Here is a 26,558-nt window from a genome sequence, read left to right as displayed (position 1 = left end):
CACCGGGTTCGCCCGCATGGCGTACGGTGCCGCCCATGGCAAGTGTGCTCGTGGTCGAGGACGACCAGTTCGTACGCTCGGCGCTCATCCGGCACCTGACCGACGCCTCACACACCGTGCGCAGCGTCGGTACGGCACTGGAGGCGCTGCGCGAGGTCGCCCACTTCCGCTTCGACGTGGTGGTCCTGGACCTCGGACTGCCCGACCTGGACGGCTCCGAGGCGCTGAAGATGCTGCGCGGCATCACCGACGTGCCCGTGATCGTCGCCACCGCCCGGGACGACGAGACGGAGGTCGTACGGCTGTTGAACGCGGGCGCGGACGACTACCTCACCAAGCCGTTCTCCGTCGAGCACCTGTCGGCCCGGATGGCGGCCGTCCTGCGCCGCGCCCGGTCCGGCCCCGCGGAGGCGGCGCCGTCGACCGTCCTGCGGGTCGGCGGCCTCACCGTGGACCCGCTGCGTCGCCAGGTCGAACTGGACGGTGCCCGGCTCGACCTGACCCGCCGTGAGTTCGACCTGCTCGCCTTCCTGGCCGGACGGCCGGGAGTCGTCGTCCCCCGCAAGGAGCTGCTCGCCGAGGTCTGGCAGCAGTCCTACGGCGACGACCAGACCATCGACGTCCATCTGTCCTGGCTGCGGCGCAAACTGGGCGAGACCGCGGCCCGGCCCCGCTACCTGCACACCCTGCGCGGTGTCGGCGTGAAGCTGGAGCCGCCCACGGGGCCGGCCGCCGGGCCGCTCGCGGGGCCCGGCGGGGCGGTGCCGCCGCGATGAGATGGGCGCTGGTCAAGGTGTCCCTGGCGGTCACCGCGATGGTCGTGGTCGCCTTCGCGGTCCCGCTCGGCCTCGTCATCCGCGAGATGGCCCGGGACCGCGCCTTCGCGGGCGCCGAGCGGGAGGCCGCCGCCGTCGCGCCGGCGCTGTCCATCACCACCGACCGGGACGAGTTGGAACGCGTCGTCGCCTCCGCCGGCTCCGACGCCGGGATGGCCGTGCACCTGCCGGCCTCCGGCGCGCGGGCCGACGGCACGGACGCCACGGACGCCACGGACGGCGGCGCGAACGGCGCCACGGGTGGCGGCACGGATGACGCGGCCGACGGTACGGACGGCGCGAACGGTGGCGCGAACGGTGGCAAGGACGACGCCACAGGCGGCGGCACGGACGACGCGGCCGACGGTACGGGCGGCGGCACGGGTGGCGCGGACGACGGCGCGGCCCCCGGCGCCGGGATCGGACGGCAGCGCGCCGAGGACGAGGACATCGCCGCCGTCCGCGAGATGGGCCGGGCCTCCACCGCCGAGGTCCCCGGCGGGTTCACGCTGCTCCAGCCGGTCGCGCTCAGCTCCGGCGAGATCGCCGTCGTCGAGGTGTACGTCCCCGAGTCCGCGGTCACCAACGGCGTCGGCACGGCCTGGGCGGTGCTCGCCGGGGTCGGCGCCGCCCTGATCGTCGGCTCGGTCGCGGTCGCCGACCGGCTCGGTGTACGGATGGTGCGGCCCGCGCAGCGCCTGGTGGAGGGCGCGCACGAACTGGGGGAGGGGAAGCTGGGGGCACGGGTGCCGGAGGAGGGGCCGAACGAACTGCGGCTCGCGGCGGTCGCGTTCAACTCCATGGCCGACCAGGTGGTCCAGCTCCTGGCCAACGAACGGGAACTGGCCGCCGACCTGTCCCACCGCCTCCGTACCCCGCTGACCGTACTGCGGCTCAACGCGGCCTCGCTGGGCGACGGGCCGGCCGCCGACCAGACCCGGGCCGCCGTCGAACAACTGGAGCGCGAGGTCGACACGATCATCCGCACCGCCCGGGACGCCAAGCCGCAGACGGCCGCGGCCGGTCCCGGCGCCGGGTGCGACGCGGCCGAGGTCGTCCGGGAGCGGATGGGGTTCTGGTCGGCGCTCGCCGAGGACGAGGGCCGCAAGTGGCGAGTGGCCGGCGCCGACCGGCCGGTGCGCATACCCGTGGCCCGCACCGACCTGGCCGCCTCCCTCGACGCTCTGCTCGGCAACGTCTTCCGGCACACCGCCGAGGGCACGGCCTTCGCGGTCGACCTGCACAACGGCGAGGACGCGGTGATCGTGCTGGTCTCGGACGCGGGCCCCGGCATACCCGACCCCGAGGCCGCGATGGCCCGCGGCCGGGGTTCGGGCACCGACGGGTCGACCGGGCTCGGCCTGGACATCGTGCGCCGGCTGGCGGAGTCGACGGGCGGCGACGTCCGGATCGGCTCCTCCGTGCTCGGCGGCACCGAGGTGCGCATCTGGATACAGCTCGACGGCCGGGCGGCGCCGGCCCGGCGCGGGCACCGGGGGACCGTGCGGCGCCGCCGCGGCCCCCGGGCCGGCCCCACCTTTAATCGGTCCCGATCCCTCCCTTAAGCGCACCCTAAGACCGCCAAGCTCCGTCCGGATCAAGCCCTTTGCCCGATTCCGGCTCGCTAGCGTGCTGCCGCACCCCATCCCGCGTGGCCCTCCCCCCCCGGCGGGACCCGTGAACAGCGAAGGCAGGCACGTGATGAGCACCCACCGGCGCAGGATCAGTGGCAGGAACAAGGCGATCGGCGCTCTCGTCGCGGCGGCCGTCGCCGGCGGTGGCGCGCTGATGTTCACCAGCACCGCGCAAGCCGCCGGAGCGGGGGCGGCGTACACGAGGACCAGCGAGTGGCCGACCGGCTACACCGCCCAGTACGTCGTCACCAACAACAGCGGGCAGCCGAAGACGGACTGGACGCTGGAGTTCGACCTGCCGTCCGGGTCGAAGCTCGGGTCGCTGTGGAACGCCGGCTCGACCGTCAGCGGCCGGCACGTCACCGTGACCCCGCCCGTGTGGGACACGGACGGCCTGAGGGCCGGCGAGTCCGTCACGGTCGGCTTCGTCGTCAACGGCACGGGCGATCCCACCGCCTGCCGGATCGACGGCGCCACCTGCTCCACGGACGAGGACGCCACCCCGGAGCCCAGCGGCCGCCCGACCGAACCCCCGGCGTCCTCGGCACCCACCCCGGCCCCCACGGCCACCGCCACCGCGCAGCCGACACCGACCGAAGCACCCACCACCCCGGCCCCCACCGAGGCCCCCGGCACCGGCACCGGCGGCGACGCCGGCTTCGCGCCCTACGTCGACACCTCCCTCTACCCGGCCTTCGACCTGATCGCGCACGCCGAGGCGACCGGCGTGACGGACTACCACCTCGCCTTCGTCACGGACGGCGGCGGCTGCACCCCCAAGTGGGGCGGCGTCACCGACCTGGCGAGCGACGCGGTGGCCGGCCAGATAGGCGCGCTGCGCGCCGAGGGCGGTGACGTCCGCGTCTCCTTCGGCGGAGCGACCGGCTCCGAACTCGCCACCACGTGCACGTCGGCGAACGCGCTGGCGGCGGCGTACGGCAAGGTCGTGGACACCTACGGCCTCACGAAGGTCGACTTCGACGTCGAGGGCGGCGCACTGCCCGACCGGGCCGCCAACACCCGCCGCGCGCAGGCCGTCGCGGCCCTGCAGGAGCAGCACCCGGACCTGGACGTCTCCTTCACCCTCCCCGTCATGCCCGAAGGCCTGACCCAGGCGGGCGTCGACCTCCTCGCCGACGCGAAGGCGAACGGCGTGCGGATCGGCCACGTCAACATCATGGCGATGGACTACGGCCCCGCCTACAGCGGCGACATGGGCACCTACGCCGAGCAGGCCGCCACCGCCACCCAGGCCCAGATCAAGGGAGTGCTCGGCCTGTCCGACAGCGCGGCCTGGAAGACGGTCGCCGTCACCCCGATGATCGGCGTCAACGACGTCGTGTCCGAGGTCTTCCGGGTCGACGACGCCACCCAGTTGGTGCGGTTCGCCCAGTCCAAGGGCCTCGGCCCGCTGTCGATGTGGTCCGCGACCCGCGACAAGGCCTGCCCGGGCGGCCCCAAGCCCGCGGCCGACGCGACGTGCAGCTCGATCGCCCAGGAGGAGGGCGCCTTCACGAAGGCCTTCGCCGCCTACCGGTGACCGTCCCGCCCACCCGTGACCGCCCCACCGGCGACCGGTGACCGCTCCACCGGCGACCGGTGACCGCTCCACCGGTGACCGGTGACCGCCCCACCGGTCACCGGGGAACCGGGACGGCGGGGCGCGGCACCCCCCGTAGGCTGCCGCGCCCCGCCCCCGCCCCCCCTCGGACCGGGGTCTACCGGACCGAATCCACCGGCGGCAGCGTCCCCGTGCGGGCGGCCTGCCCGTACCACAGGGCGCTCGACTTCGGCGTGCGCTGCTGGGAGACGTAGTCGACGTACACCGCGCCGAACCGCTTCTCGTAGCCGTACGCCCACTCGAAGTTGTCCAGCAGGGACCACAGGTAGTAACCGCGCACGTCGGCGCCGTCGGCGATGGCCCGGCGGACCGCCTTCAGGTGGCCGTCCAGGTAGGCGACCCGCTCGGGGTCGTGCACCGTGCCGTCCGCGCCGGGCTTGTCGTCGTAGGCGGCACCGTTCTCGCTGATGTACAGCGGCAGGCCCGGGGCCTCGCGGTTGTACCGCATGATCAGCTCGTGCAGGCCGGTCGGGTCGACGCTCCAGCCCATCTCCGTGCGCTCGCCCGGCGGCTGGTGGAAGGCCACGTCGTCCGCGGCGGGCCACGGCGAGTGGTCGCTCGAACCGTGGCCGTCGGCGCGCGGGGCGCGCGAGTCGGCGTCGGCCGCCGACACCACGGTGGGCGTGTAGTAGTTGAGGCAGATCGCGTCCAGCGGCTGGCGGATCAGACCCAGGTCGCCGTCCTCCACGAACGACCAGTCGGTGACCGGCGCCGTCGCCTCCAGCAGCGTCTGCGGATAGGCGCCGTGCAGGATCGGGCCGTGGAAGATGCCGCCGGACAGGTCGTCGATCTTCCGGGCCGCCGCCAGGTCCGCCGGCTGCTGCGACAGCGGCCGCACGACGGAGGTGTTGAGGCTGATCGCCACCGAGTTGCGCGCCGGCATCACCGAACGCAGGGCCACCGTGCCCAGGCCGTGCGCCAGGTTCAGGTGGTGCGCGGCGCGCAGCGAGGCGGCCGGGTCGGTACGGCCGGGGGCGTGCACCCCGGAGGCGTAGCCCAGGAACGCCGCGCACCACGGCTCGTTGAGCGTGATCCACTGCTCCACCCGGTCGCCGAGCGCCTCGCCGACGATCTGCGCGTACTCGGCGAACCGGTACGCCGTGTCCCGCGCGGGCCAGCCGCCCGCGTCCTCCAGTTCCTGCGGCAGGTCCCAGTGGTAGAGGGTGACGGCCGGCCTGATCCCCGCGGCCAGCAGCTCGTCGACCAGGCGGCGGTAGAAGTCCAGGCCGCGCTGGACGGCGGGACCGCGGCCGGTCGGCTGCACCCGGGACCAGGAGACGGAGAAGCGGTACGCGCCCAGGCCCAGCTCCGACATCAGCGCCACGTCGTCGCGGTAGCGGTGGTAGTGGTCGACAGCGATGTCACCGGTGTCCCCGCCGGCCGTCTTGCCGGGCGTATGGCTGAAGGTGTCCCAGATCGAGGGGGTACGGCCGTCCTCCCGCACCGCGCCCTCGATCTGGTACGCCGAGGTGGCGGCGCCCCAGAGGAAGGCAGGGGGGAAGGTCACCGGGGTCACCGGCGTTGCGGACTCAAGCATGGAAGCGCTCCCATAGCAGCTCGGGGCGGGTCGTGGAAGACCGTCGGGTGGGAAGGACGAGGGGGGAGGACGGGGCCGGGGCGGCGGTGACCCGGCCCCCGTGGTGGGGTGTCAGCCCTTGACGGCGCCCTGCATGATGCCGCCCACGATCTGCTTGCCGAAGATCGCGAAGACCAGCAGCAGGGGCAGCGTGCCGAGCAGCGCGCCGCCCATGATCAGGGCCTGGTCCGGGGTGAAGCCCCGGCCGAGGCCCGCCACCGCGACCTGCACGGTCGGGTTGCCGTTCTGCGTCAGCACCAGGAAGGGCCACAGGAAGTCGTTCCAGACCTGTACGAAGATCAGCATGCCCAGCACCGCCATCGCGGGCCGCGCCGCCGGGAACACCACGTGCCAGACCACGCGCCAGCTGCTCGCGCCGTCCACCCGGGCGGCCTCGATGATCTCGTCCGGCAGCGCCTGGAGCAGGTACTGCCGCATGAAGAACACGCCGAACGCGCTGACCAGGGAAGGGAAGATCACCGCCTGGAGCTGGTCGGTCCAGTCCAGCTTGGCCACCATCATGTACAGCGGGATGATGCTGAGCTGCGGCGGCACCATCATCGTGCCGACCACGATCAGCATCAGCGCGTTGCGGCCCCGGAACCTCAGCTTGGCGAAGGCGAAACCGGCGATCGTCGACAGGAAGACGACGGTGACCGCCGAAATCCCCGCCACGATCGTGGTGTTGAGGATGGCCTCGCCCATGTTGGCGTCGGTCCAGGCGATCTCGATCTTGTCGAAGAGGTTGCCGCCGAACCAGAACGGCGGCGGCGTCTGGGCCAGGCGCTGGTTGTCCCGCGACGCGGCGATCGCCGTCCACACCAGTGGGAACAGCGAACCGACGGTGAACAGGACGAGGATGACGTACGCGATCGGGCCGGCGTGCATCTGCCCGCCGGCGCGGGCCGACTTGGACCGGAGCCGCTGACGCCGGGGCGGGTCGGGCACCGGGTCGGCCGGGGGTTTGGTCAGGGTCGTCGTCACGGCCGGTTCTCCTTAACTACTGGCGCGCAGCCGGCGCGAGATGACGTAGTTGACGATCCCGATCACGATGAGGATCAGGAACATCGTCCAGGCGATCGCGGAGGCGCGGCCCAGGTGCTGGTTGATCCAGCCCTGCTCGTACAGGTACAGGCCGAGCGTCTGGAACTGGTGCTGGGAGCCGCCGGAGGCACCCTTGTTGGCGTCGAACAGCAGCGGCTCGCCGAACAGCTGGGAGGCGCCGATGGTCGACACGACGACCGTGAACAGGATCGTCGGACGCAGCTGGGGCAGCGTGACGTGGAGGAACTGCCGCCACCGGCTGGCGCCGTCCAGCGCCGCCGACTCGTACAGCTCCTGCGGAATCGCCTGCATCGCCGCCAGGTAGATCAGCGCGTTGTAGCCGGTCCAGCGCCAGATGACGATCGACGAGACGGCGAACTGGGACGGCCACGTGTCGTTCTGCCAGTCGACCTTGTCGAGGCCGATCACGTCCAGGGTCCAGTTGATCATGCCGTAGTCGCGGCCGAAGAGCAGCACGAAGACCAGCGAGGCGGCGGCGATCGACGTCGCGTACGGGGCGAGCATCACGACGCGGTAGAAGGTGGAGCCGCGCAGCTTGTAGTTGAGGATGTGCGCGATGCCCATCGCCATCAGCAGCTGGGGCACCGTGGAGATGATGCCGATGGTCAGCGTGTTCTGCGCCGCGTTCCAGAAGAACTCGTCGTCGAAGATCCTGGTGAAGTTGTCCAGGCCCGCCCACTCCATGTCGGTGGGCGCGGTCAGCTCCACCGTGTGCAGCGAGGCCCAGCCGGTGTAGATCAGCGGGAACAGGCCGAACGCGGCGAAGAGCAGGAAGAACGGCGAGACGAACGCGTACGGGCTCCAGCGCAGGTCCCGCTGCCAGCGGCGGGAGAGCCGGGCCCGCTTCTTCGACGCCTCGGGAGAGACCGCGTCACCGGGCGGTCGGCCCGGGGCCGCGCCCCCCTCGGAGGGGGGCGCGGCGGTGTCGTGCCGGGTGGTCATTCCGGTCACTTCTCCAGGTTGTTGTCGATGGTCTTGGTGGCGTTCTCCCAGGCCTCCTCGGGCGACTTGCCCTGGGTGACGAGGATGACGCCGTTGTCGGTCAGACCCTGCTGGATGATCTGGTCCTTCGGGCCGATCACCTGGGCCGGGATCGACTCGGCGGCCTTGGCGAACAGCTCACCGATCGGCGCGTCACCGGTCATGTCGTTCTTGGCGCCGGTCACCTCGGCCGACTCGTAGGCCCCCGGGGCGCTCGGGAAGCTGCCCTGCACGGCGAAGAGCTTGGCCTGCTGCTCCGGCGCGGTCAGCCACGCGACCAGCTTCTGCGCGGCCTCCACGTTCTTGCCGCTCTTGGGCACGCCCAGGAAGGTGCCGCCCCAGTTGCCGGACTTCGGCGCCGCGGCCACATCCCACTTGCCGGCCGCCTCGGGCTGGGACTTGCCCTTGATGTAACCGAGCATCCACGGCGGGCAGGCGACGGTGGCGAACTTGTTGTTGGCGATGGTCTGGTCCCAGGACGGCTGGAACTGGGTCTGCGACTGGACCAGGCCCGCCTCGGCGGCCTTCGCGGTCAGGTCGAAGGCGTCCTTGACGGCCGGGTTGGTCTTGTAGACGACCTCGCCGGAGGCGTCGTAGAACTTCTCCTCCTCACCGCTGAGGACGGCGTTGATCAGTCCGCCGGGGGAGTCCATGAAGTAGGTGTCCTTGCCGGCACCCTTCTTGTACTTCTCGCCGGCCGCGACGAACTTCTGCCAGTCGCCGGCCCACAGCGCGCTGACCTCGTCGCGGTCGGTCGGCAGGCCCGCCTTCTCGAAGAGGTCCTTGCGGTAGCAGATCGCCATCGGGCCGATGTCGGTGCCGAGGCCGACCGCCTGGCCGTCCTTGGTGACGCCCTGCTTCCACTTCCAGTCCAGCCAGCTGCTCGCCTGCACGCCCTCGGCCTTGGACATGTCCACGAACTTGTCCGCCTGGGTCTCGACGACCTCGGCGATGTTGCCCACCTCGATGGCCTGGACGTCCTGGAGGCCGCTTTCGGTGGTGAGGTGGTTGACCAGAGCGGGGTAGTAGTTCTCGTTCCGCTCGGTGACGTTCTCCTCGATGTTGACGTCCGGGTTGAGCTTCTCGTACTCCTCGTAGAGCCCGGCCTCCTTGAAGCCCATGGTGCCGAACAGGCCGAGGGTGATGGTGGTCTTGCCGCTGCTGTCGCCCGACGACGAGTTGTCCTCGTCCTTGCCGTCGTCGGCACAGCCGGCCAGCAGCCCGGCGCCCAGCGACGCGACGGCCGCGATGACCATCGCCTTGCGGGCGGATCGATTACGTGCTGCTCGCATGGGGTCCTCCTGTTGCCCTGACGTGCCGACCCCCCGGCCAACTACTCGGTTGGACCCGCTGCTTCATGTGGTTCGTTCGTCGCTGCGGCTCGGGCGGGGAACGTGCGGGATGTGTAAGTGCCAGGTAGTGTGGGAGCGCTCCCACAGGTGATGTGTTGAAGAGTCGTCGGTCCGGGCGGGGGTGTCAAGGGAGCGGACGCGACGAAGTGCGTTCAGTTATCGGCCTGTTAACTGGACGTCGCGAGCGGCGCTGCGACACCTCCCCGTAACGGGTGGCGGGCCCGGAGCCGGTCATTACACCCGACCGGCCTGTTAAATTCCAGGCCAGCCGCAGAGTGCGGGGTCACGACAGGAGGCGGAGCCGATGGCAGGCCACGGAGCGCGTGGGCGGAGCGGTGGCCGGCCCACCCTCGAAGAGGTGGCCGCACGGGCGGGCGTCGGCCGCGGCACGGTCTCCCGGGTGATCAACGGCTCGCCCCGCGTCAGCGACGCCACCCGGGCGGCCGTCGAGGCGGCGGTCGCGGAACTCGGCTACGTCCCGAACACGGCGGCCCGTGCCCTGGCCGCCAACCGCACGGACGCGATCGCGCTGGTCGTCCCCGAGCCGGAGACCCGCTTCTTCGCCGAGCCGTACTTCTCGGACATGCTGAAGGGCGTCGGTTCCGAGCTGTCCGACACCGAGATGCAGCTGCTGCTGATCTTCGCGGGCAGCGACCGGGAGCGGCAGCGGCTCGCCCAGTACCTGGCCGCGCACCGGGTGGACGGCGTGCTGCTGGTCTCGGTGCACGCCGACGACCCGCTGCCCGACCTGCTGGCCCAGCTGGAGATCCCCGCGGTGATCAGCGGCCCGCGCTCGGCCGCGGAGTCGCTGGCGTCGGTGGACTCGGACAACTACGGCGGCGCCCGTTCGGCCGTCGAGCACCTGCTGTCCCGAGGGCGGCGCCGCATAGCGCACATCACCGGCCGCCTGGACGTCTACGGCGCCCAGCGACGCGTCGACGGCTATCGCGCGGCCCTGCGCGACGCGGGCCACGAGCCGGACGAGCGGCTGATCGAGGCGGGGGACTTCACCGAGGAGGGCGGGCGCCGCGCCATGGCGGAGCTGCTGCGCCGCCGCCCCGACGTGGACGCGGTCTTCGCCGCCTCGGACGTCACGGCGGCCGGCGCCGGCCAGGTCCTGCGCGAGGCGGGCCGGCGCATCCCGGACGACGTGGCGCTGGTCGGCTACGACGACTCGGCCATCGCCCGCCACATGGAGCCGCCGCTGACCAGCGTGCGCCAGCCCATCGAGGAGATGGGCCGCGCGATGATCGACCTGCTGCTGACCGAGATCGCGGACCGCCGGCCGGCGGTCTCGCGGGGGCTGGAGCGGCATCAGGTGGTGCTGGCGACGGAACTGGTGGAGCGCAGGTCGTCGTGAGGGACGGCCGGACGGGGCCGCGCGGTCCCGCCCGGCCGGGCCGGAGGCAGCCGCTGCGCCGGGGTCTGTCGTTCCCGCAGACGCTGGGAGTGAGGTGCGGCACTGCCAAGGGCTCGTAACGAGATCAAGGGCTGACCCGTTTTACCAGGTCAGCCCTTGATCATTCAGGGTGAGTGACGGGACTTGAACCCGCGGCATCCTGGACCACAACCAGGTGCTCTACCAGCTGAGCTACACCCACCAAGGCCGGCTGTCGAACTCCCGCGTGGCGGGGTTCCCCGACCGGCTGAGAAAAAGTGTACAGGGTCCGAAGGGGTGCTCGCGCCGGCCTTTCGCGACGCCGCCGCCCGCCGGACCGGCGCCCCTACGAGGCGGGCAGGACGTGCTTGGCGGCGATCGCCTTCGCGGTGTCGGAGTCCGGGCCCGGCTGCGGCACGAAGACGGCCTCCCGGTAGTAGCGCAGTTCGGCGATGGACTCGCGGATGTCGGCGAGCGCGCGGTGGTTGCCGTTCTTCTCGGGGCTGTTGAAGTACGCCCGCGGGTACCAGCGGCGGGCCAGCTCCTTGACCGAGGAGACGTCGACGATCCGGTAGTGGAGGTAGCCCTCCAGCGCGGGCATGTCCCTCAGCAGGAAGCCGCGGTCGGTACCGACGGAGTTCCCGCACAGGGGGGCCTTGCCCGGCTCCTTCACGTGTTCCCGCACGTAGGCGAGGACCTGCGCCTCGGCGTCCGCGAGGGTCGTGCCGCCGTCGAGCTCGGCGAGCAGGCCGGACGCGGTGTGCATCTGGCGCACCACCTCCGGCATCGTCTCCAGCGCCCGCTCCGGCGGACGGACGACGATGTCGACGCCCTCGCCGAGGACGTTCAGCTCCGAGTCGGTGACGAGGGCGGCAACCTCGATGAGCGCGTCGTCGGACAGCGAGAGGCCGGTCATCTCGCAGTCGATCCACACCATGCGATCGTTCATGCGGACACCCTACGGCCGACGTCGGTTCTCCGGTCCCCCGGTGTCGCCGTCGGTCCCGCCGCCCCCGGGCCCCGCCCGGCCCGGACGGCCTCGCCCCCGCACGCCGGACGGGGCGGGTGCGCCCGTCCGGCGTGCGGGGCGCCGGCTCACGGCGCGCTGCGTTGCCCCGGCAGGCTCGCCGCCGGTATCGGGGCCGGCGTGCGGCGGGTCTGGTACGGGACCGCGTTCTCCGGCGGCAGGGCGGCGGTCTCGGGCAGAACGGGTGCCCGGGAGACCGACTCGACGCCGGACTCCGTGTCCACCGGACGCTCCCCCTGGGGGCGGCGTGCCCGGTAGGCGGCCCGGTAGGCGGCCGGGGAGGAGCCGAGCTGGCGCCGGAAGTGGCCGCGCAGGGCGACCGGCGAGCGGAAGCCGCAGCGGCCCGCGACCTCGTCCACCGAGTAGTCCGACGTCTCCAGCAGCCGCTGCGCCTGCAGCACCCGCTGGGTGATCAGCCACTGCAGCGGCGCACTCCCGGTCAGTGAGCGGAAGCGGCGGTCGAAGGTGCGGCGGCTCATGTACGCGCGGGCCGCCAGGGTCTCCACGTCGAACTGCTCGTGGAGGTGCTCCAGCGCCCAGGCGACGACCTCGGCGAGCGGGTCGGCGCCGATCTCCTCCGGTAAAGACCTGTCGAGGTAGCGCTCCTGACCGCCCGCGCGGCGCGGCGGAACCACCAGGCGGCGGGCCAGCGCGCCGGCCGCTTCGTTGCCGTGGTCCGTGCGCACGATGTGCAGGCAGAGGTCGATGCCCGCGGCCGTGCCCGCCGACGTCAGCACGTCACCGTCGTCCACGAACAGCTCGCGCGGATCGACGTGCACCGACGGATAGCGCTTGGCCAGCGTCGGCGCGTACATCCAGTGCGTGGTGGCGGGGCGGCCGTCGAGCAGGCCCGCCGCCGCCAGTACGAACGCGCCGGTGCACAGCCCGACGATGCGGGCGCCCTCCTCGTGCGCGCGGCGCAGGGCGTCGAGCGCTTCGTCCGGTGGTGGCGAGGTGATCGACCGCCAGGCGGGCACCACGACGGTGCCGGCCCGGGCGATCGCCTCCAAGCCCTGCGGCGCGGTGAGTTCCAGGCCCCCCGTGGTCCGCAGCGGGCCCTCCTCGCCGGCGCACACCAGGAGGCGGTAGCGCGGCACGCCGGCGTCCTGGCGGTCGATCCCGAACACCGACAGCGGTATGGAACTCTCGAAGATGGGGCCGCCGCTGAACAGCAGCACCGCGACGATCTCCTTGCGGCGTCGCCCGGAGAGCTTCCGGACCGCGACTTCCGGCGCGGCAGTGGAGTCGTGGCTCATACTGCTAAGCCCCCCTCGGTGGTCGCGGCGCCCTCAACCTTTCGGGTCTGTCGCTCCAACACGTTTCCCCTCGGTCCTGCACGAGTCCCCCGCCGTAGACAGTCAAGATCGAATCTACTGCGTCCCATCGCGCCGAAGTGGCCGGTTCGGCACTTGGGACATTGTCGACATGGCAACTTGGCGTGAAGCAGTCGATCACGAAGCGTTGCACTCCGGGGCGCCACAGGGAAGTGCGCCTTGTGGCGGTGGCCAATCCCCGTGGGGTGCGCGGGGTCCCCGAGACCCTGTCCGTGCAGGTGGAACGGGGGTTGGGGGGTGGTGGGGGGCAGGGATGAGCCACCTTCGGAAGTTGGCTGAAAAGGAGCGGACGAGTGCGCGGAAACCGGTCAGCCGACCGGTGTGTTTTGCCTTGTGTGCCGTCCGCCCCCGCGTGCCCGGCGCCCCGCCCGGTGCCGGCGTCCGGCCCGCACCCCGCGCCCCCTGCCCGGCGGCCGGGCCGCGACGCGCTCGGAGCGGCGCAGCAGGAGGCGGCAGGTGCCGGTGACGGCGGCCAGGCCGAGGGCCGTGCCGGCGGTGCCGGCGAAGGAGGTGCCGCACCACAGGAGTACGACCGGGACGAGGAGGCAGCTGAAGGCCGCCCAGCGGACGAGACCGGTGACCGGGTCCCGGGAAGGTGCCGCCGGGCCGGGAACGGGGGCGCCGGACGGCGGCTCGGCGGGCTGGCGCGGTCCGGACACGAGTGCTCCCTCGGGGTGGCGGCACGGAGATCAACGCTCGGGCGGCGCGCCGGTCACGGCGGGGCACGGACAGTTGAATCCTGTGCAAACCGCCTGTACAGCGCAGCAACCATTGCGTTACGGGCGCCCTCTCGTGCATGCTCCGGTGAACCCGCGGCGGACCACACGCGGGATCCGGGCGAAGGAGGCGTGCCGCCGTACCCTTGCGGGTATGGGGTTGAGAAGACCGTTCCCGGACACAGCTCCGTCGCTCACAGTTGTCCCCCATAGAGGATAAAAACGCCGAGACAGCCATGGCCGGTCACTCTTTCTTCGAACCCGCGGACCGCAAACGGCCCGTCGCCGAGCCGACGGCGGCCGAGCCCCTGGCGGCCGAAGAGCCACGCCAGACCTGCGACCCCGCCTTCAAGCACGGTGTCGTCGTCGGCTTCGACGGCTCCACGTCCAGTGAGCGCGCCCTCGCCTACGCCATCGGCATGGCCTGCCGGCTCGGCTCGGGCCTGGTCATCGTGCACGTCGCCAACCGGCTGCCCACCACGGTGTGGGCGGGCTGCGAGCCACCCGTCTTCGTCGACGTGCCGGACCACCGCACCGAGGTACTGGGACTGGAGCTGGCCTGCGCGGACTACCTCGCCGAGGTCCCCTGGATCCTGGTCGAGCGCGGCGGCGACATCTGCCACGAACTCGAAGAGGTGGGCCGCGAGTACGAGGCGGACGCCATCGTCGTCGGCTCCAGCCACGGCCTGTTGGGCCGGCTCTTCGGCTCCGTGGCCGGGCGGCTCGCCAAGCGGGCGCAGCGGCCCGTGGTGGTCATCCCCTGAACGCCTCGGGGGCGGGGCGATCCCTCCCGCCCCGCCCCCGACGAACCGCCGGCGGGGTGCTACTCCACCGTCACCGACTTGGCCAGGTTCCGCGGCTTGTCGATGTCCCGGCCCAGGGCCAGGGCCGTGTGGTAGGCGAGGAGCTGCAGGGGGATGCCCATGAGGATGGGGTCGAGTTCGTCCTCGTTCTTCGGGACGACGATGGTGTGGTCGGCCTTCTCCTGCTCCTGGTGGGCGACGGCGAGAATCTGACCGCTGCGGGCCTTGATCTCCTCCATGGCCGCACGGTTCTTCTCCAGCAGGTCGTCGTCCGGCACGATCGCGACCGTCGGCAGGGCGGGCTCGATCAGGGCGAGCGGACCGTGCTTCAGCTCGGAGGCCGGGTAGGCCTCGGCGTGGATGTAGGAGACCTCCTTGAGCTTCAGGGAGGCCTCGCGCGCGACCGGGTAGCCGCGGACACGGCCGATGAAGAGCATCGAGCGGGCGTCGGCGTACTGCGCGGCGAGCTTCTTGACGTCCTCCTCCCGCTCCAGCATCTCGGCGATCTGCCGCGGCAGTTTGCGCAGGCCCTCGATGATCCGCTTGCCGTCGCGGACCGAGAGGTCGCGGGTGCGGCCCAGGTGCAGGGCGAGCAGCGCGAAGGCGACGCAGGTGTTGGTGAAGCACTTGGTGGAGACGACGCAGACCTCGGGGCCGGCGTGCACGTACATGCCGCCGTCGGCCTCGCGGGCGATCGCCGAGCCGACGACGTTGACGATGCCGAGGACGCGGGCGCCCTTGCGCTTCAGTTCCTGCACGGCGGCCAGCACGTCGTACGTCTCACCGGACTGGGAGACGGCGATGTACAGGGTGTCGGGGTCGACGACCGCGTTGCGGTAGCGGAACTCGGAGGCGGGCTCGGCGTCCGCGGGGATGCGGGCCAGCTCCTCGATCATCTGGGCGCCGATCTGGCCCGCGTGGTACGAGGTGCCGCAGCCCAGGATCTTCACGCGGCGCACGGCGCGCGCGTCGCGGGCGTCCAGGTTGAGGCCGCCGAGGTGCACGGTGGAGAAGCGGTCGTCGATCCGGCCGCGCAGCACGCGGTCCACGGCCTCGGCCTGCTCGTGGATCTCCTTGTGCATGTACGTGTCGTGGCCGCCCATGTCGTAGGAGGCCGCCTCCCACTCCACGGTGGTCGGCTCGGCGGTGGTGCGGGTGCCCTCGGTGGTGTAGGTGCGGAAGTCGTCGGCCTTGAGGGTGGCCATCTCGCCGTCGTCGAGGGTGACTATCTGCCGGGTGTGGGCGACCAGCGCGGCGATGTCCGAGGCGACGAACATCTCCTTCTCGCCGATGCCGAGGACGACCGGCGAGCCGTTGCGGGCGACCACGATGCGCTCGGGGAAGTCGGCGTGCATCACGGCGATGCCGTAGGTGCCCTCGATGACCCGGAGGGTCTCGCGGACCTTGTCCTCCAGCTTCTCGGCCTCGGAGCGGGCGATGAGGTGGACGAGGACCTCGGTGTCGGTCTCGGAGAGGAACGCGACGCCGTCCGCCTCCAGCTTGCGGCGCAGGTCACCGGCGTTGTCGATGATGCCGTTGTGCACGACGGCGACCTTCTGGTCGGCCGACATGTGCGGGTGGGCGTTCACGTCGGACGGGGCGCCGTGGGTGGCCCAGCGGGTGTGGGCGATGCCGGTGGTGCCCTTGAAGCGCGCCGGGACCTTGGCCTCCAGGTCGCGGACCCGGCCCTTGGCCTTGACCATCTTCAGGCCGGCCGCCTTCGGGGAGGTGACGACGATGCCCGCCGAGTCGTAGCCGCGGTACTCCAGGCGCTGGAGGCCCTCGAGGAGCAGGGGCGCGACGTCACGCTTGCCGATGTATCCGACGATTCCGCACATGTATCCGTAAACCTCGTGTCCCTCTTCGGCTTCTCAGCCGTAGACGATGCGGCGCAGCTGGCGGAGCGACAGCTCCGGCGGTGCGACCGCCCGGTATTTCAGGTCCGCCTCGATCCGTTCGAAGATCGTCGCGTTCACCAGGCCCTGGGCCTGGAGCTCGCGGTGGCGGCGACGGACGTACTCCTCGGTCGTCTCGTCGAAGTAGGCGAGCACGTCCTGGATCACGCGCAGCGCCTCGCCCCGGTTGAGGGGCGTGGACCGCGTCAGGTGATCAACGAGTTCGTCGTGCACCCGGTAGATCCTGGGGTACCGGTGGAGGTTTCGCAAGAATCCTGCCCGGTTTCGGGCACGCGAAGCCAGTGGGCGGGTGCTGCGCACCCCTACATGCGCTTCAGCACCGCCTGCTTGGCGACGGCGAACTCCTCGTCCGTCAGCACCCCGGAGCGGTGCAGTTCGCCCAGCTCCCGCAACCGTCGCAGCAGCGCGTCGTGGTCGTCCCCGGCGGCGCCGGCCGGGACAGGCGCCTCCCCGGCCGGCCGGGCGTCCTCCGGAACGGCGGGGGCGGCCGGGTGCGGGAGGCGGGCCTGCACGGCGGCGGCCACCAGGGCCATCAGGGGGTCCTTCCGGAAACCCCACAGCTCCACGGCGTTGGGGTCGTACTTGGGCGGCACCTTGCTCGGCGCGGCGCGCACGGTGAAGCGCAGATGGCCGTTCTCCAGGCCGACCGACGGCCGCCACTCCACCGCGACGATGTCGTCGAGGGGCAGGACGCGCGGCCCGGCGGCCGACTTGGCCTCCTCCGCCTGCCACTTCCACTCCAGGCGCACGCACTCGCCGTCGAAGCTCGCGACGCCGTCCCCGGCGGACACCGACAGCGGGACGGCGGGCCCGGGCAGCAGGTAGGCGTCCACCGGCCCGGACGGAACCCGGTCGAGGAGCAGGGCGTTGCGCACCTCGTCCGCGACGTACTCGGCGACGCCGTACCGGTCGGCTTCCACGGCCAGTTGATACGGGTCGTGCGGCTCGGTCAGCCGGCCGCCCGTGGCGTGCAGCAGCGGGTCGGCCCCGTCGCGCAGGCGCAGCCGCAGCCGCCCGGACTTCTTGCCCTGCTCGAACGATATGCCCGCCAACGCCGTGAGCGGGACGGCCAGTTCACCCAGCTCCCGGCGGAGCAGCCCGACGTTCCTGTCCCGTCCGGGAGTCAGGCGCAGTGTGTCGCCGTCGAAGACCCACGTGCCGTCCTTCTGGATGATTTCCGCCATGCGGGGATTGTCCCATCGCCCCTGCGCGGGGTGGTGGTGCGGGAGTGTGGTCCCTACCCTCTGGCTCACATCTCTGTACGCCTCACAAGGGAGCGCATGTGAGACCCCGTCGACGGCACCACCGGACGACTCCCCGCCTGGCCCGTCTCCTCAGCTCGCTGCTGCTGGTCGCGGTGGCCTGCGCCGTCACCACCGGCGCGGCACCGACGACCGGAGCGGCGGCGACCCCGCTGGACCGGGTGGTCCCCGCCCCCGCCTCCGTCGACCCGGGCGGTGCCCCGTACCGCGTCACCGGCGGCACCCGCATCCGCGTCGACGACGCGCGCGGGGCGCGGCAGGTCGGCGACTACCTCGCGGACCTCCTGCGGCCCGCCACCGGCTACCGGCTGCCCGTCACCACCCACGGGCACGGCGGCATCCGGCTCCGCCTGGCGAACGGCCCGTACGGCGACGAGGGATACCGCCTCGACAGCGGCCGCGACGGCGTCACCATCACCGCCCGCGGGACGGCGGGCCTCTTCCACGGCGTCCAGACCCTCCGTCAGCTCCTGCCCGCCGCCGTGGAGAAGGACTCCGCGCAGCCCGGCCCCTGGCTGGTCGCGGGCGGCACCATCGAGGACACCCCGCGCTACGCCTGGCGCGGTGCCATGCTGGACGTCTCCCGGCACTTCTTCACCGTCGACGAGGTCAAGCGCTACATCGACCGGATCGCGCTCTACAAGTACAACAAGCTCCACCTGCACCTCAGCGACGACCAGGGCTGGCGCATCGCCGTCGACTCCTGGCCGCGCCTGGCGACGTACGGCGGCTCCACCGAGGTGGGCGGCGGCCCCGGCGGCCACTACACCAAGGCCGACTACCGGGAGATCGTCCGCTACGCCGCCTCCCGCCACCTGGAGGTCGTCCCCGAGATCGACATGCCGGGCCACACCAACGCGGCCCTCGCCTCCTACGCAGAGCTGAACTGCGACGGCGTGGCACCCCCGCCGTACACCGGCACCGAGGTCGGCTTCAGCTCGCTGTGCGTGGACAAGGAGGTCACGTACGACTTCGTGGAGGACGTGGTGCGGGAACTGGCCGCGCTCACCCCGGGCCGCCACCTCCACATCGGCGGCGACGAGGCGCACTCCACCCCGCACGAGGACTTCGTGGCCTTCATGGACCGGGTGCAGCCGATCGTCGCCGAGTACGGCAAGACGGTCGTCGGCTGGCACCAGCTGGCCTCCGCCCGTCCGGCCGAGGGCGCGCTGGTGCAGTACTGGGGTCTGGACCGGACGAGCGACGCGGAGAAGGCACGGGTCGCCGAGGCCGCGCGCAACGGCACCGGCCTGATCCTGTCCCCGGCCGACCGGGCCTACCTGGACATGAAGTACACCGAGGACACCCCGCTGGGCCTGTCCTGGGCGGGCTACGTGGAGGTGCGGCGGTCCTACGACTGGGACCCGGCCGCCTATCTGCCGGGAGTCCCGGCCTCCGCGGTCCGCGGCGTCGAGGCGCCGATGTGGACGGAGACCCTGGAGGACCCGGACCAGCTCGACTTCATGGCCTTCCCGAGGCTGCCGGGCGTCGCCGAGCTGGGCTGGTCCCCGGCCTCGACCCACGACTGGGACACCTACAAGGTGCGCCTCGCCGCGCAGGCCCCGCGCTGGGAGGCGCTGGGGATCGGCTACTACCGGTCGCCGCAGGTGCCCTGGCCCGCCCGGGGGTGAGAGGCCGGGCACCCCGCAGGACCGTCTCCGGGGTGCCCGCCCGTCCGTGCGGGGGTCTGCGCTAGCGGCCCGCGATCGGGTTCTTCAGGGTGCCGACGAGCTGGAGCGCGCCGGACGGGTCCGCGAGGTCCACCATCTGCCGGTTGTTCCGCAGCTGGAGCCGGTTGAGGCAGGACAGCGCGAACTCGGGCGCGAACAGGTCGTACCGGGCGAACTTGTCGGCCAGCTCCGGCACCGACTCCTGGTACGCGCGGGTGACCTCGGCGACCGTCCGCCAGAAGGCGTCCTCCTCCACGATCCCCTCGCCGGCCAGGTTCGCGGCGAGGAAGCGGAAGAAGCAGTCGAAGACGTCGGTGAAGACCGACAGGAGCTTCTGGTCGTCCGGGACCTCCACGGCGATGCGGGACACCTCCGGCGGCAGCACCGCGTCGGGGTCCAGCACCGCGATCTCCTCGGCGATGTCCTTGTAGACGGCCCGCTGCACGATCCCGTCCTTCAGGACCAGGATCACGTTCTCGCCGTGCGGCATGTAGACCAGGTCGTAGGCGTAGAAGCTGTGCAGCAGCGGCACGAAGTAGGCCCGCAGGTAGTGCCGCAGCCACTCGGTGGGGGCGAGCCCCGACCGCTCGATCAGCGCGCCCGCGAAGGACGCGCCCTCGTGGTCGACGTGGACGAGGGAGGCCATGGTGGCCAGGGACTCGCCCTCCCGCAGGGACGGCACCGGGCTCTCCCGCCACAGCGCCGCCAGCATCTTGCGGTACGGCGAGTGGCGGTCGGTGGCCCGCTCGTACTCCAGGTGCCGGTAGCCGACGGCCGCCCGCTCCCGGATGATGCTCAGCCCCGTCGACCTCAGCACCGGATCGCCCTCGATCAGCTGCGCCAGCCAGTCGTTGATGGCCGGCGTCGCCTCCATGTACGCCGCCGACAGGCCGCGCATGAAGCCCATGTTGAGGACGGACAGCGCCGTCTTCACGTAGTGCTTCCCGGGGTGCGAGGTGTTGAAGAAGGTCCGGATGGACTGCTGGGCCAGGTACTCGTCGTCGCCCTCGCCGAGGCAGACCAGGTGCCCGCGGGCGATCTCGGCGGCGAAGGTGACGGCGAGCTTGTTCCACCACTGCCAGGGGTGGACCGGGATGAAGAGGTAGTCGGCCGGGTCCAGGCCCCGCTCGCGCAGCACCTCGTGGAAGCGGTCGACGGCCGCCCCGCCCAGCTCGTCGCGGACGAAGGACTCGTACGCGATGCCCACGCCCGCCGTGAACGCCGCCCGTGAGCGGTGCGCGGCCAGCCACACCAGCCGCACCGGGCTCGCGGTCTCCGGGGCGTACGACAGGTACTCGTGGACGCCGAAGCCGAGCCGTCCGTTGTTGGCGACGAAGCAGGGGTGGCCCTCGGTCATGCCGGTCTCGATCGCCTGGAAGCCGCTGCGCACCAGCTCGGCGGAGGTGAGCCTCGGCTTGGTGAGCTTGTAGCAGGTGCCGGAGAGGGTGGAGGAGACCTCCTCCAGGTAGACGGGCAGGATCTCGTCGCTCAGCCCCAGGGACTCCTTCAGCTCGATGAAGAAGTCCAGTGCGGCGAGGGGCGGTTCGGTGCCGTCGCGGTGGCGGGTGATCGAGTCGGCGTCCACCTGCCAGTGGTCCAGGGCGCGGACCGTGGCGGTGAAGCGGTACTCGGTCCTCCCGTCGTCGCTGCGCACCACGTACGCGTCGGCCGCGGAGCGCTCCGGCGTGAGCAGCCGCTCGTGGGCGAACTCGGCCAGCGCCTTGCGGATCAGGAGGCGGTTGGCCTGCTCCCAGCGCTCGGGCGAGAGGTGGGCCACGGCGTCGGCGAGGCTCATGCGGACACCGCCCTCTCGAACTGCTCGCGGGTGCAGAAGCTCAGCAGGGCCTTCTTCTCCGGCTTCTGGATCTCGCGCTCGGGCACGAACCCGACGGCCGCGTTCAGGGCGTGGACGGCCGTGTTGCCGACGTCCGGCTCGACGACGACCCGGGCGGTCGCGGGGTCGGCGAACAGCTCGGCCATGACGGCGGTGATGACGGCGCGGGTGAAGCCGTGCACGGGCCGGTCGGTGGGGGCGACCAGGAAGTGCATGCCGACGTCGCCCGGCTCGGGCTCGTACAGACCGGTCAGCTCGCGGTGGGCCGGGTCGTACCTCTCCATCAGGAAGGCGGGGACGCCGTCGTGCAGGCCGAGGTGGGCGTGGTGGTGCTCGTCGGCGGCTATCTCCATGTACGCGCGCTCGACGTCCACCAGTTTCGCGTCCTGCATCATCCAGTACGCGGACTTCGGGTGCGTGACCCAGCTGTGCAGGAGGCCCGCGTCCCGCATCGGGTCGAGGGGGCGGATGGTCAGGGCGCCGATGCCGGCGGCCGTGGTGGGGGTGGTCATGCGCTGAACTCCTGGAACGCGATCGACTTCTCGACCGGGTAGTACTCGGTGCCGAGCAGCTCTCGGATGATGTAGCTGTTGCGATACGCACCCATGCCCAGATCGGGGCTGGTGATGCTGTGCGTGTGGACCCCCGCGTTCTGCAGGAACACGCCCTGGCCGGTGACGTCGACGGAGTAGTTGCGGGCGACGTCGAGGTTGCCCCGGGAGTCGTGGCGCAGCCGGTCCCGGACGGGCTTGAGGAACTCCGGCTCGGCGTACCGGTAGCCGGTGGCCAGGATCAGGCCCTGGGTGTCGATCTCGAAGTCCCGGCCCTGTTCCTCCTGGCGGAAGCCCAGGGTGTACGTGCCGTCCGCGTACCGGGCCTCGGTCAGCGCCGAGTTGGTGAGCAGGCGGGTGGGGACGTGGCCGCCGAGCCGCTTCTGGTAGAGCAGGTCGAAGATCTCGTTGATCAGGTCGCCGTCGATGCCCTTGAACAGGCCCTTCTGCTCGGCCGTGAGGCGGTAGCGGGTGTCCTCGGGCAGCCCGTGGTAGTAGTCCACGTACTCCGGGGAGGTCATCTCCAGGGTGAGCTTGGTGTACTCCAGCGGGAAGAAGCGCGGGGAGCGGGTGACCCAGTTCAGCTGGTAGCCGTGGACGTCGATCTCGCCCAGCAGGTCGTGGTAGATCTCGGCGGCGGACTGGCCGCTGCCCACCAGCGTGATCGAGTCCTTCTTCACCAGCTCCGCCCGGTGCCGCACGTAGCGGGAGTTGTGGATGAAGTCCCCGGCCAGGCCCCGGCAGGCGTCGGGGACGTGCGGCGGGGTGCCGGTGCCGAGGACGAGGCGGCGGGCGCGGTAGGTGTCGCCTCCCGTGGTCGCCACGGCGTACAGCTCCTCCCGCTCGTCGTACGTCACCTCGGTGACCGTCGTGGAGAAGCGGACGCTGCTCAGTCTGTTCGCGGCCCAGCGGCAGTAGTCGTCGTACTCGACGCGCAGCGGGTAGAAGTTCTCCCGGATGTAGAAGGAGTAGAGCCGGCCCTTCTCCTTCAGGTAGTTGAGGAAGGAGTACGGGGACGTCGGGTCGGCGAGCGTGACCAGGTCCGACATGAACGGGGTCTGGAGATGGGCGCCGTCCAGGAACATGCCGGCGTGCCACTCGAAGTCCGGCTTGGACTCCAGGAAGACGCCGTTCAGTCCGGCGATGGGCTCGGTGAGGCAGGCCAGGCCGAGGTTGAAGGGGCCGAGGCCGATCCCCACGAAGTCGTACGTCGTGGCGGACTCAGGAAGCGCGGTCAAGGGACTCTCCCAGGTACTGCTCGGCGTGGCCGGCGATCAGGTCGAGGACGGCGGCGATGTCGGCCGTGGTCGTCTCGGGATTGAGCAGGGTGAACTTCAGGTAGTGGCGTCCGGCCACCTTGGTGCCCGCGACCACCGCGTCGCCGGAGGCGAACAGGGCCTTGCGGGCGTAGAGGTTGGCGCGGTCGATCTCGGCGGGGTCGGTGACGGACGCCGGTATGCAGCGGAAGACCAGGGTGGACAGGCTCGGCTCGACGACGACGTCGAAGCGGGGGTCGGCGGCGAGCAGTTTCCAGCCCTCGGCGGCCAGGTCGCACACCTCGTCGAAGAGCTGTCCGACGCCGTCGGCGCCCATCACGCGCAGCGTCATCCACAGCTTGAGCGCGTCGAAGCGGCGGGTGGTCTGCAGGGACTTGTCCACCTGGTTGGGGATACGTTCCTGCACCGTGCGGCGCGGGTTCAGGTACTCCGCGTGGTAGGTGACGTGGCGCAGGGTGGCCGTGTCCCGGACCAGCACGGCCGAGGAACTCACCGGCTGGAAGAAGGACTTGTGGTAGTCCACGGTGACCGAGTCGGCCCGCTCGATGCCGTTGATGCGGTCCCGGTACTTCAGCGAGGCGAGCAGTCCGCAACCGTAGGCCGCGTCCACGTGCATCCACACGCCGTACTGCTCGCACAGGGCGGCGATCTCCGGCAGCGGGTCGATGGAGCCGAAGTCGGTGGTGCCGCCGGTGGCGACGACGGCCATGGGGACGAGGCCGTCCCGCGCGCACCGCTCCAGCTCCCGCGCGAGGGCGACGGTCTGCATGCGCTTGTCGTGGTCGACGGGGATCGACACGACGGCGTCGGGACCGAGGCCGAGCAGCTTCGCGGACTTCGTCACGCTGAAGTGGCCGGCCTCGGAGACGAAGACGCGCAGGTCGGCGAGGTTCTCGGTCTTCGCCTCCTCACGGGCCAGCAGCAGCGCCTGGAGGTTCGACTGGGTGCCGCCGGAGGTGAACACGCCGTCGGCCGCCGGGCCGAGGCCGATGCGGGCGGTCGTCCAGTCGATGAGTTTGCGCTCGATGAGCGTGCCCCCGGCCGACTGGTCCCAGGTGTCCAGCGAGGAGTTGACGGCGGACATCACGGCCTCGCCGAGCACGGCCGGGATGACGACCGGGCAGTTGAGGTGGGCGAGGTAGCGGGGGTGGTGGAAGTAGACGGCGTCGCGGAGGTAGACGTCCTCCAGCTCGTCGAGGACCGCGGCCGTGTCGTGCAGCGGCTTGTCGAGGTCGATCCCGTCGACGCGGGGGGAGAGGGCGTCGGCCGTGACGCCGGTGAACGGGCGTTCGGTGGTGGCGAGTTTGGCGGCCACCCGCTCGACTCCCTCGGTCACGGAGCGGCGGTACTGCTCCGCGGTGGCGTCGTTGAGCAGGTGCGAGCGCATGGGGGGTCCTCCGGTGGGGACGGTCCGAGAGGGGCGGGAGAGGGCGGAACCCTCGCTTCAACTTAGGTTAGCCTAACCTAAACTTTGCCGGTCCCGTGCATGCCTGTACGTGACTGGCGTCACTCACGACTCAACCGTGCGACACGGGCGGTGAGCTGAGACGGTGAGTGAGGGCGTCCGGCGGTGCCGGCGGGGCTTCGGGGAGGTGCCGAACGGGCTCCGGGTCGGCACCGGTCGGCGGTCCGGCCACGACTTCGGGTCGGTGCCCGTCGGCGGTCCGGCCGGGGCTCCCGGCGGTGCCGGTCGTCAGCCCTGTTCGCGCAGTTGTTCCTCCGTCAGGCCCTGGCGCCAGTAGCCGACGAAGGTGACGCGGCGGCGGTCGACGCCGCGTTCGTCCACGAAGTGCCGGCGCAGCCGCTTGACGCGACCGGACTCGCCGGCGATCCAGACGTAGGGGCGGGCGGCGGCCGGCAGCCGGGCGTCGCGGACGGTGGTGAGGGCCGGGTCCGCGGGCCGGCCGGTGCCGTCCCGGACCAGCCAGGTGACCTCGGCGTCCGCCGCCGTCGCCAGGTCCTGGACGTCCTCGGCGTGCGGGACCTCCAGCCAGACCCGGGCGCGGGTGCCGGCCGGCAGCGACTCGACGATGGCGCAGGCGGCCGGTACGGCGGTCTCGTCGCCCCAGATCACCACCAGGTCGGTGTCCTCCGGCGGGCGGAAGCGGATCGCCCGGTTGTCGGCGACCGCCGGGCCGAGCAGCAGGACCCGGTCGCCGGCCGAGGCGCCGACGGCCCAGCGGGAGGCGGGGCCCGCCCGCAGGGCCGTTTCGGGGCCGACGCCGTGCAGCACGAAGTCGACGTCGATCTCGGCGGTGTCCCCGTGGGCGTCCCGGCGCAGGCCGCGCAGCGTGTACGAGCGCATCACCGCCCGCACGTCGTCGGGCAGTTCGCGCCACCCCTGCCACCAGCCGTCGCCCAGTTCCACGGGGACCGCCGGTTCCGTCTGGCCCGGGTGCGGCAGGAACAGCGACAGGGACTGGTCCTGTCCGTCGGACCGGAAGGCGCGCAGGTCGGGCCCCGCGAAGGTGACCCGGGCCAGGGACGGACCGAGCCGCCTCGTCCGTACGACCCGGAGGGAGAAGAAACGGAACGGGGCGGCCACGGCCGTCGTCATGGAGGGCTCCGGGGGGAGGGGGAGGGTCAGCCGACCTTCTTGGCGTTCTCGATCGCCTCGGCCAGGTTGTCGAGGAGCGGGGTGCACTTGTCGTAGGACAGGATCGGCTCGGGGGAGCGGGCGATGACCTGGCCGGCCTTGACCGCGGGGAGCTGCTTCCAGGTGCCCTCGGTGATGTCCGCGGGCTGGATGGTGGAGGCGCGGTCGTCCATGATGATGACGTCGGCCGGGTACTTGTCGACGTTCTCCCAGCTCAGGCTCTCGAACCAGCCGCCGGTCGCCTTCTTGTCCTCCTCCGAGGGCTCGACGAAGTTCACGCCGAGGGCCTTGAAGTACTCCAGGTCTACGGAGAGGTTGGTGCCGGAGACGTAGAAGAGCTGGTCGCTCGCGGAGCCGGCCAGCACCCTGATCTCGGGCTTGGCCTTGGCGGCGGCGCGCAGCCGGGCCGCGGCCTTCTCGAAGGCGGCCTTGGCCTCGGTGGCCTGCTCGGCCTTCATGTCGGCGCCGAGCGACTCGGCCAGCTCCCACATGCGCTGCAGCGGCTGGGTGAGCTGGCGGTCGAAGACGGAGATCGCGACGCTCGGGGCGAGCTGGGCGATCTTGTCCTTGGACTCCTCCGGGACGGACCACAGGGTGCCGGCGGTGTCGAAGGTCGTGGTGATGAGCACCTCGGGGGCGAGGGCGGCGTACTTCTCGACGTTGAGCTTGCCCCACGCGTTGCCGAGCACGGTGACCTGGTCGACGTCGAGGTCGCCGGCCTGGACGTCGGGCTTGCCGTCCTTGGTCGTGGTGGGGCCGAACACGCCCTTGACCTGGATGCCGTAGTCGTGGAGGGCGGCGGCGACGCCGGTGAACGCGACGATGTTCGTGGGGACCTGATCCAGCTTCACGGTCGTGCCGCGGTCGTCCTCGAAGGTCCAGGGACCGGACGTGGCGGCGGCCGTCCCGTCGTCCGAGCCACCGCTTTTCGCGTCGTCGTCACCGCAGGCCGTGAGCACGGCGCCGAGGCCGAGGGCGCCGCCCGCGGCCAGGATTCCGCGGCGGGTCGGGTGGGTGGCTCTGGCGTTGGGCATGGTGTGGCTGCTTTCGAACGGTGCGGAGCATCCGCGGGACAAGTCGAAGGTAGGTTAGCCTAACCTCAGATCTTGTCCAGGGGTGGGGCCGCGGGCGGGGCCGCGCCGACCCCGCC

General features: G+C 71.7%; 22 protein-coding genes and 1 tRNA gene. 6 read left to right on the top strand and 17 right to left on the bottom strand.

Annotated features, from left to right (window positions below):
* Positions 1 to 35 precede the first annotated feature (35 nt).
* The 3 genes from ACVV2G_RS11015 to ACVV2G_RS11005 all read left to right on the top strand — a co-directional run bounded on the left by ACVV2G_RS11015 (position 36) and on the right by ACVV2G_RS11005 (position 3,989).
* Positions 36 to 776, top strand: a complete 741-nt coding sequence (locus ACVV2G_RS11015) for a response regulator transcription factor (protein WP_453842461.1) — start codon at positions 36 to 38, stop codon at positions 774 to 776.
* On the top strand, positions 773 to 2,380 hold the full coding sequence (locus tag ACVV2G_RS11010; protein ID WP_453842460.1) for a sensor histidine kinase: 1,608 nt from the start codon (positions 773 to 775) through the stop codon (positions 2,378 to 2,380). The genes ACVV2G_RS11015 and ACVV2G_RS11010 overlap by 4 nt, the downstream gene beginning before the upstream one ends.
* 136 nt (positions 2,381 to 2,516) lie before the next feature.
* Positions 2,517 to 3,989, top strand: coding sequence for a glycoside hydrolase family 18 protein (locus ACVV2G_RS11005; RefSeq protein ID WP_453842459.1), 1,473 nt, complete (start codon positions 2,517 to 2,519; stop codon positions 3,987 to 3,989).
* Positions 3,990 to 4,167: 178 nt separating this feature from the next.
* On the opposite strand, the gene ACVV2G_RS11000 is transcribed toward ACVV2G_RS11005, so the two are convergent.
* From ACVV2G_RS11000 to ACVV2G_RS10985, 4 genes are all read right to left on the bottom strand, one after another.
* On the bottom strand, positions 4,168 to 5,607 hold the full coding sequence (locus tag ACVV2G_RS11000; protein WP_453842458.1) for a GH1 family beta-glucosidase: 1,440 nt from the start codon (positions 5,605 to 5,607) through the stop codon (positions 4,168 to 4,170).
* Between the two features lie 111 nt (positions 5,608 to 5,718).
* A complete protein-coding gene (locus tag ACVV2G_RS10995) occupies positions 5,719 to 6,630 on the bottom strand; it encodes a carbohydrate ABC transporter permease (protein ID WP_453842457.1) in 912 nt (303 codons plus the stop codon).
* A gap of 12 nt (positions 6,631 to 6,642) precedes the next feature.
* The gene (locus ACVV2G_RS10990) at positions 6,643 to 7,653 is read right to left on the bottom strand and encodes a carbohydrate ABC transporter permease (RefSeq protein WP_453842621.1); all 1,011 of its coding nucleotides are present in this window, start codon (positions 7,651 to 7,653) and stop codon (positions 6,643 to 6,645) included.
* Between the two features lie 5 nt (positions 7,654 to 7,658).
* Positions 7,659 to 8,984 carry an ABC transporter substrate-binding protein gene (locus tag ACVV2G_RS10985; RefSeq protein WP_453842455.1) on the bottom strand — a complete coding sequence of 442 codons (1,326 nt, stop codon included), beginning with the start codon at positions 8,982 to 8,984 and terminating at the stop codon, positions 7,659 to 7,661.
* A gap of 364 nt (positions 8,985 to 9,348) precedes the next feature.
* On the opposite strand from ACVV2G_RS10985, the gene ACVV2G_RS10980 reads away from it, so the two are divergent.
* On the top strand, positions 9,349 to 10,404 hold the full coding sequence (locus ACVV2G_RS10980; RefSeq protein WP_453842454.1) for a LacI family DNA-binding transcriptional regulator: 1,056 nt from the start codon (positions 9,349 to 9,351) through the stop codon (positions 10,402 to 10,404).
* 168 nt (positions 10,405 to 10,572) lie between these two features.
* On the opposite strand, the gene ACVV2G_RS10975 is transcribed toward ACVV2G_RS10980, so the two are convergent.
* The 4 genes from ACVV2G_RS10975 to ACVV2G_RS10960 all read right to left on the bottom strand — a co-directional run bounded on the left by ACVV2G_RS10975 (position 10,573) and on the right by ACVV2G_RS10960 (position 13,442).
* A tRNA-His gene (locus ACVV2G_RS10975) sits at positions 10,573 to 10,645 on the bottom strand.
* Between the two features lie 123 nt (positions 10,646 to 10,768).
* Positions 10,769 to 11,371: an oligoribonuclease gene (orn, locus tag ACVV2G_RS10970; protein ID WP_453842453.1), complete on the bottom strand. Its 603-nt coding sequence runs from the start codon at positions 11,369 to 11,371 to the stop codon at positions 10,769 to 10,771.
* Between the two features lie 146 nt (positions 11,372 to 11,517).
* Positions 11,518 to 12,705 carry a helix-turn-helix domain-containing protein gene (locus ACVV2G_RS10965; RefSeq protein ID WP_453842452.1) on the bottom strand — a complete coding sequence of 396 codons (1,188 nt, stop codon included), beginning with the start codon at positions 12,703 to 12,705 and terminating at the stop codon, positions 11,518 to 11,520.
* 386 nt (positions 12,706 to 13,091) lie between these two features.
* Entirely contained in the window at positions 13,092 to 13,442 is a 351-nt protein-coding gene (locus ACVV2G_RS10960) for a hypothetical protein (protein WP_453842451.1), read from the bottom strand.
* A gap of 293 nt (positions 13,443 to 13,735) precedes the next feature.
* Here ACVV2G_RS10960 and ACVV2G_RS10955 point away from each other — a divergent pair, with 293 nt between their 5' ends.
* Positions 13,736 to 14,263, top strand: a complete 528-nt coding sequence (locus tag ACVV2G_RS10955; protein WP_453842450.1) for a universal stress protein — start codon at positions 13,736 to 13,738, stop codon at positions 14,261 to 14,263.
* Positions 14,264 to 14,322: 59 nt separating this feature from the next.
* Here the strand turns inward: ACVV2G_RS10955 and glmS are convergent, their stop codons facing one another.
* The 3 genes from glmS to ACVV2G_RS10940 form a co-directional block, all read right to left on the bottom strand.
* Positions 14,323 to 16,140: a glutamine--fructose-6-phosphate transaminase (isomerizing) gene (gene glmS / locus ACVV2G_RS10950; protein WP_453842449.1), complete on the bottom strand. Its 1,818-nt coding sequence runs from the start codon at positions 16,138 to 16,140 to the stop codon at positions 14,323 to 14,325.
* Between the two features lie 33 nt (positions 16,141 to 16,173).
* Positions 16,174 to 16,431 (bottom strand): hypothetical protein, encoded by a 258-nt coding sequence (locus tag ACVV2G_RS10945; RefSeq protein ID WP_398130730.1) that lies wholly within the window; start codon positions 16,429 to 16,431, stop codon positions 16,174 to 16,176.
* Positions 16,432 to 16,520: 89 nt separating this feature from the next.
* Positions 16,521 to 17,402: a DUF4429 domain-containing protein gene (locus ACVV2G_RS10940; RefSeq protein WP_453842448.1), complete on the bottom strand. Its 882-nt coding sequence runs from the start codon at positions 17,400 to 17,402 to the stop codon at positions 16,521 to 16,523.
* Between the two features lie 98 nt (positions 17,403 to 17,500).
* Between ACVV2G_RS10940 and ACVV2G_RS10935 the strand changes: the two genes are divergently transcribed.
* Complete coding sequence (locus ACVV2G_RS10935) at positions 17,501 to 19,111, top strand: beta-N-acetylhexosaminidase (RefSeq protein WP_453842447.1); 1,611 nt, start codon at positions 17,501 to 17,503, stop codon at positions 19,109 to 19,111.
* Between the two features lie 61 nt (positions 19,112 to 19,172).
* On the opposite strand, the gene ACVV2G_RS10930 is transcribed toward ACVV2G_RS10935, so the two are convergent.
* The 6 genes from ACVV2G_RS10930 to ACVV2G_RS10905 all read right to left on the bottom strand — a co-directional run bounded on the left by ACVV2G_RS10930 (position 19,173) and on the right by ACVV2G_RS10905 (position 26,442).
* Positions 19,173 to 20,945 carry an IucA/IucC family protein gene (locus ACVV2G_RS10930; RefSeq protein ID WP_453842446.1) on the bottom strand — a complete coding sequence of 591 codons (1,773 nt, stop codon included), beginning with the start codon at positions 20,943 to 20,945 and terminating at the stop codon, positions 19,173 to 19,175.
* On the bottom strand, positions 20,942 to 21,496 hold the full coding sequence (locus ACVV2G_RS10925; protein WP_453842445.1) for a GNAT family N-acetyltransferase: 555 nt from the start codon (positions 21,494 to 21,496) through the stop codon (positions 20,942 to 20,944). Before ACVV2G_RS10925 ends, ACVV2G_RS10930 begins: the two co-directional genes overlap by 4 nt.
* Positions 21,493 to 22,773, bottom strand: a complete 1,281-nt coding sequence (locus ACVV2G_RS10920) for a lysine N(6)-hydroxylase/L-ornithine N(5)-oxygenase family protein (RefSeq protein ID WP_453842444.1) — start codon at positions 22,771 to 22,773, stop codon at positions 21,493 to 21,495. Before ACVV2G_RS10920 ends, ACVV2G_RS10925 begins: the two co-directional genes overlap by 4 nt.
* Positions 22,757 to 24,199, bottom strand: a complete 1,443-nt coding sequence (gene desA, locus ACVV2G_RS10915; RefSeq protein WP_453842443.1) for a lysine decarboxylase DesA — start codon at positions 24,197 to 24,199, stop codon at positions 22,757 to 22,759. The genes ACVV2G_RS10920 and desA overlap by 17 nt, the downstream gene beginning before the upstream one ends.
* 306 nt (positions 24,200 to 24,505) lie before the next feature.
* Positions 24,506 to 25,369, bottom strand: a complete 864-nt coding sequence (locus ACVV2G_RS10910) for a siderophore-interacting protein (protein ID WP_453842442.1) — start codon at positions 25,367 to 25,369, stop codon at positions 24,506 to 24,508.
* A gap of 26 nt (positions 25,370 to 25,395) precedes the next feature.
* Positions 25,396 to 26,442, bottom strand: a complete 1,047-nt coding sequence (locus ACVV2G_RS10905) for an ABC transporter substrate-binding protein (protein ID WP_453842441.1) — start codon at positions 26,440 to 26,442, stop codon at positions 25,396 to 25,398.
* Positions 26,443 to 26,558: the final 116 nt, after the last annotated feature.

This window comes from Streptomyces sp. JK94 (assembly GCF_053613315.1).
Note: the sequence above shows the minus strand (reverse complement) of the source record. Positions and strands in the feature narration are given on the sequence as shown.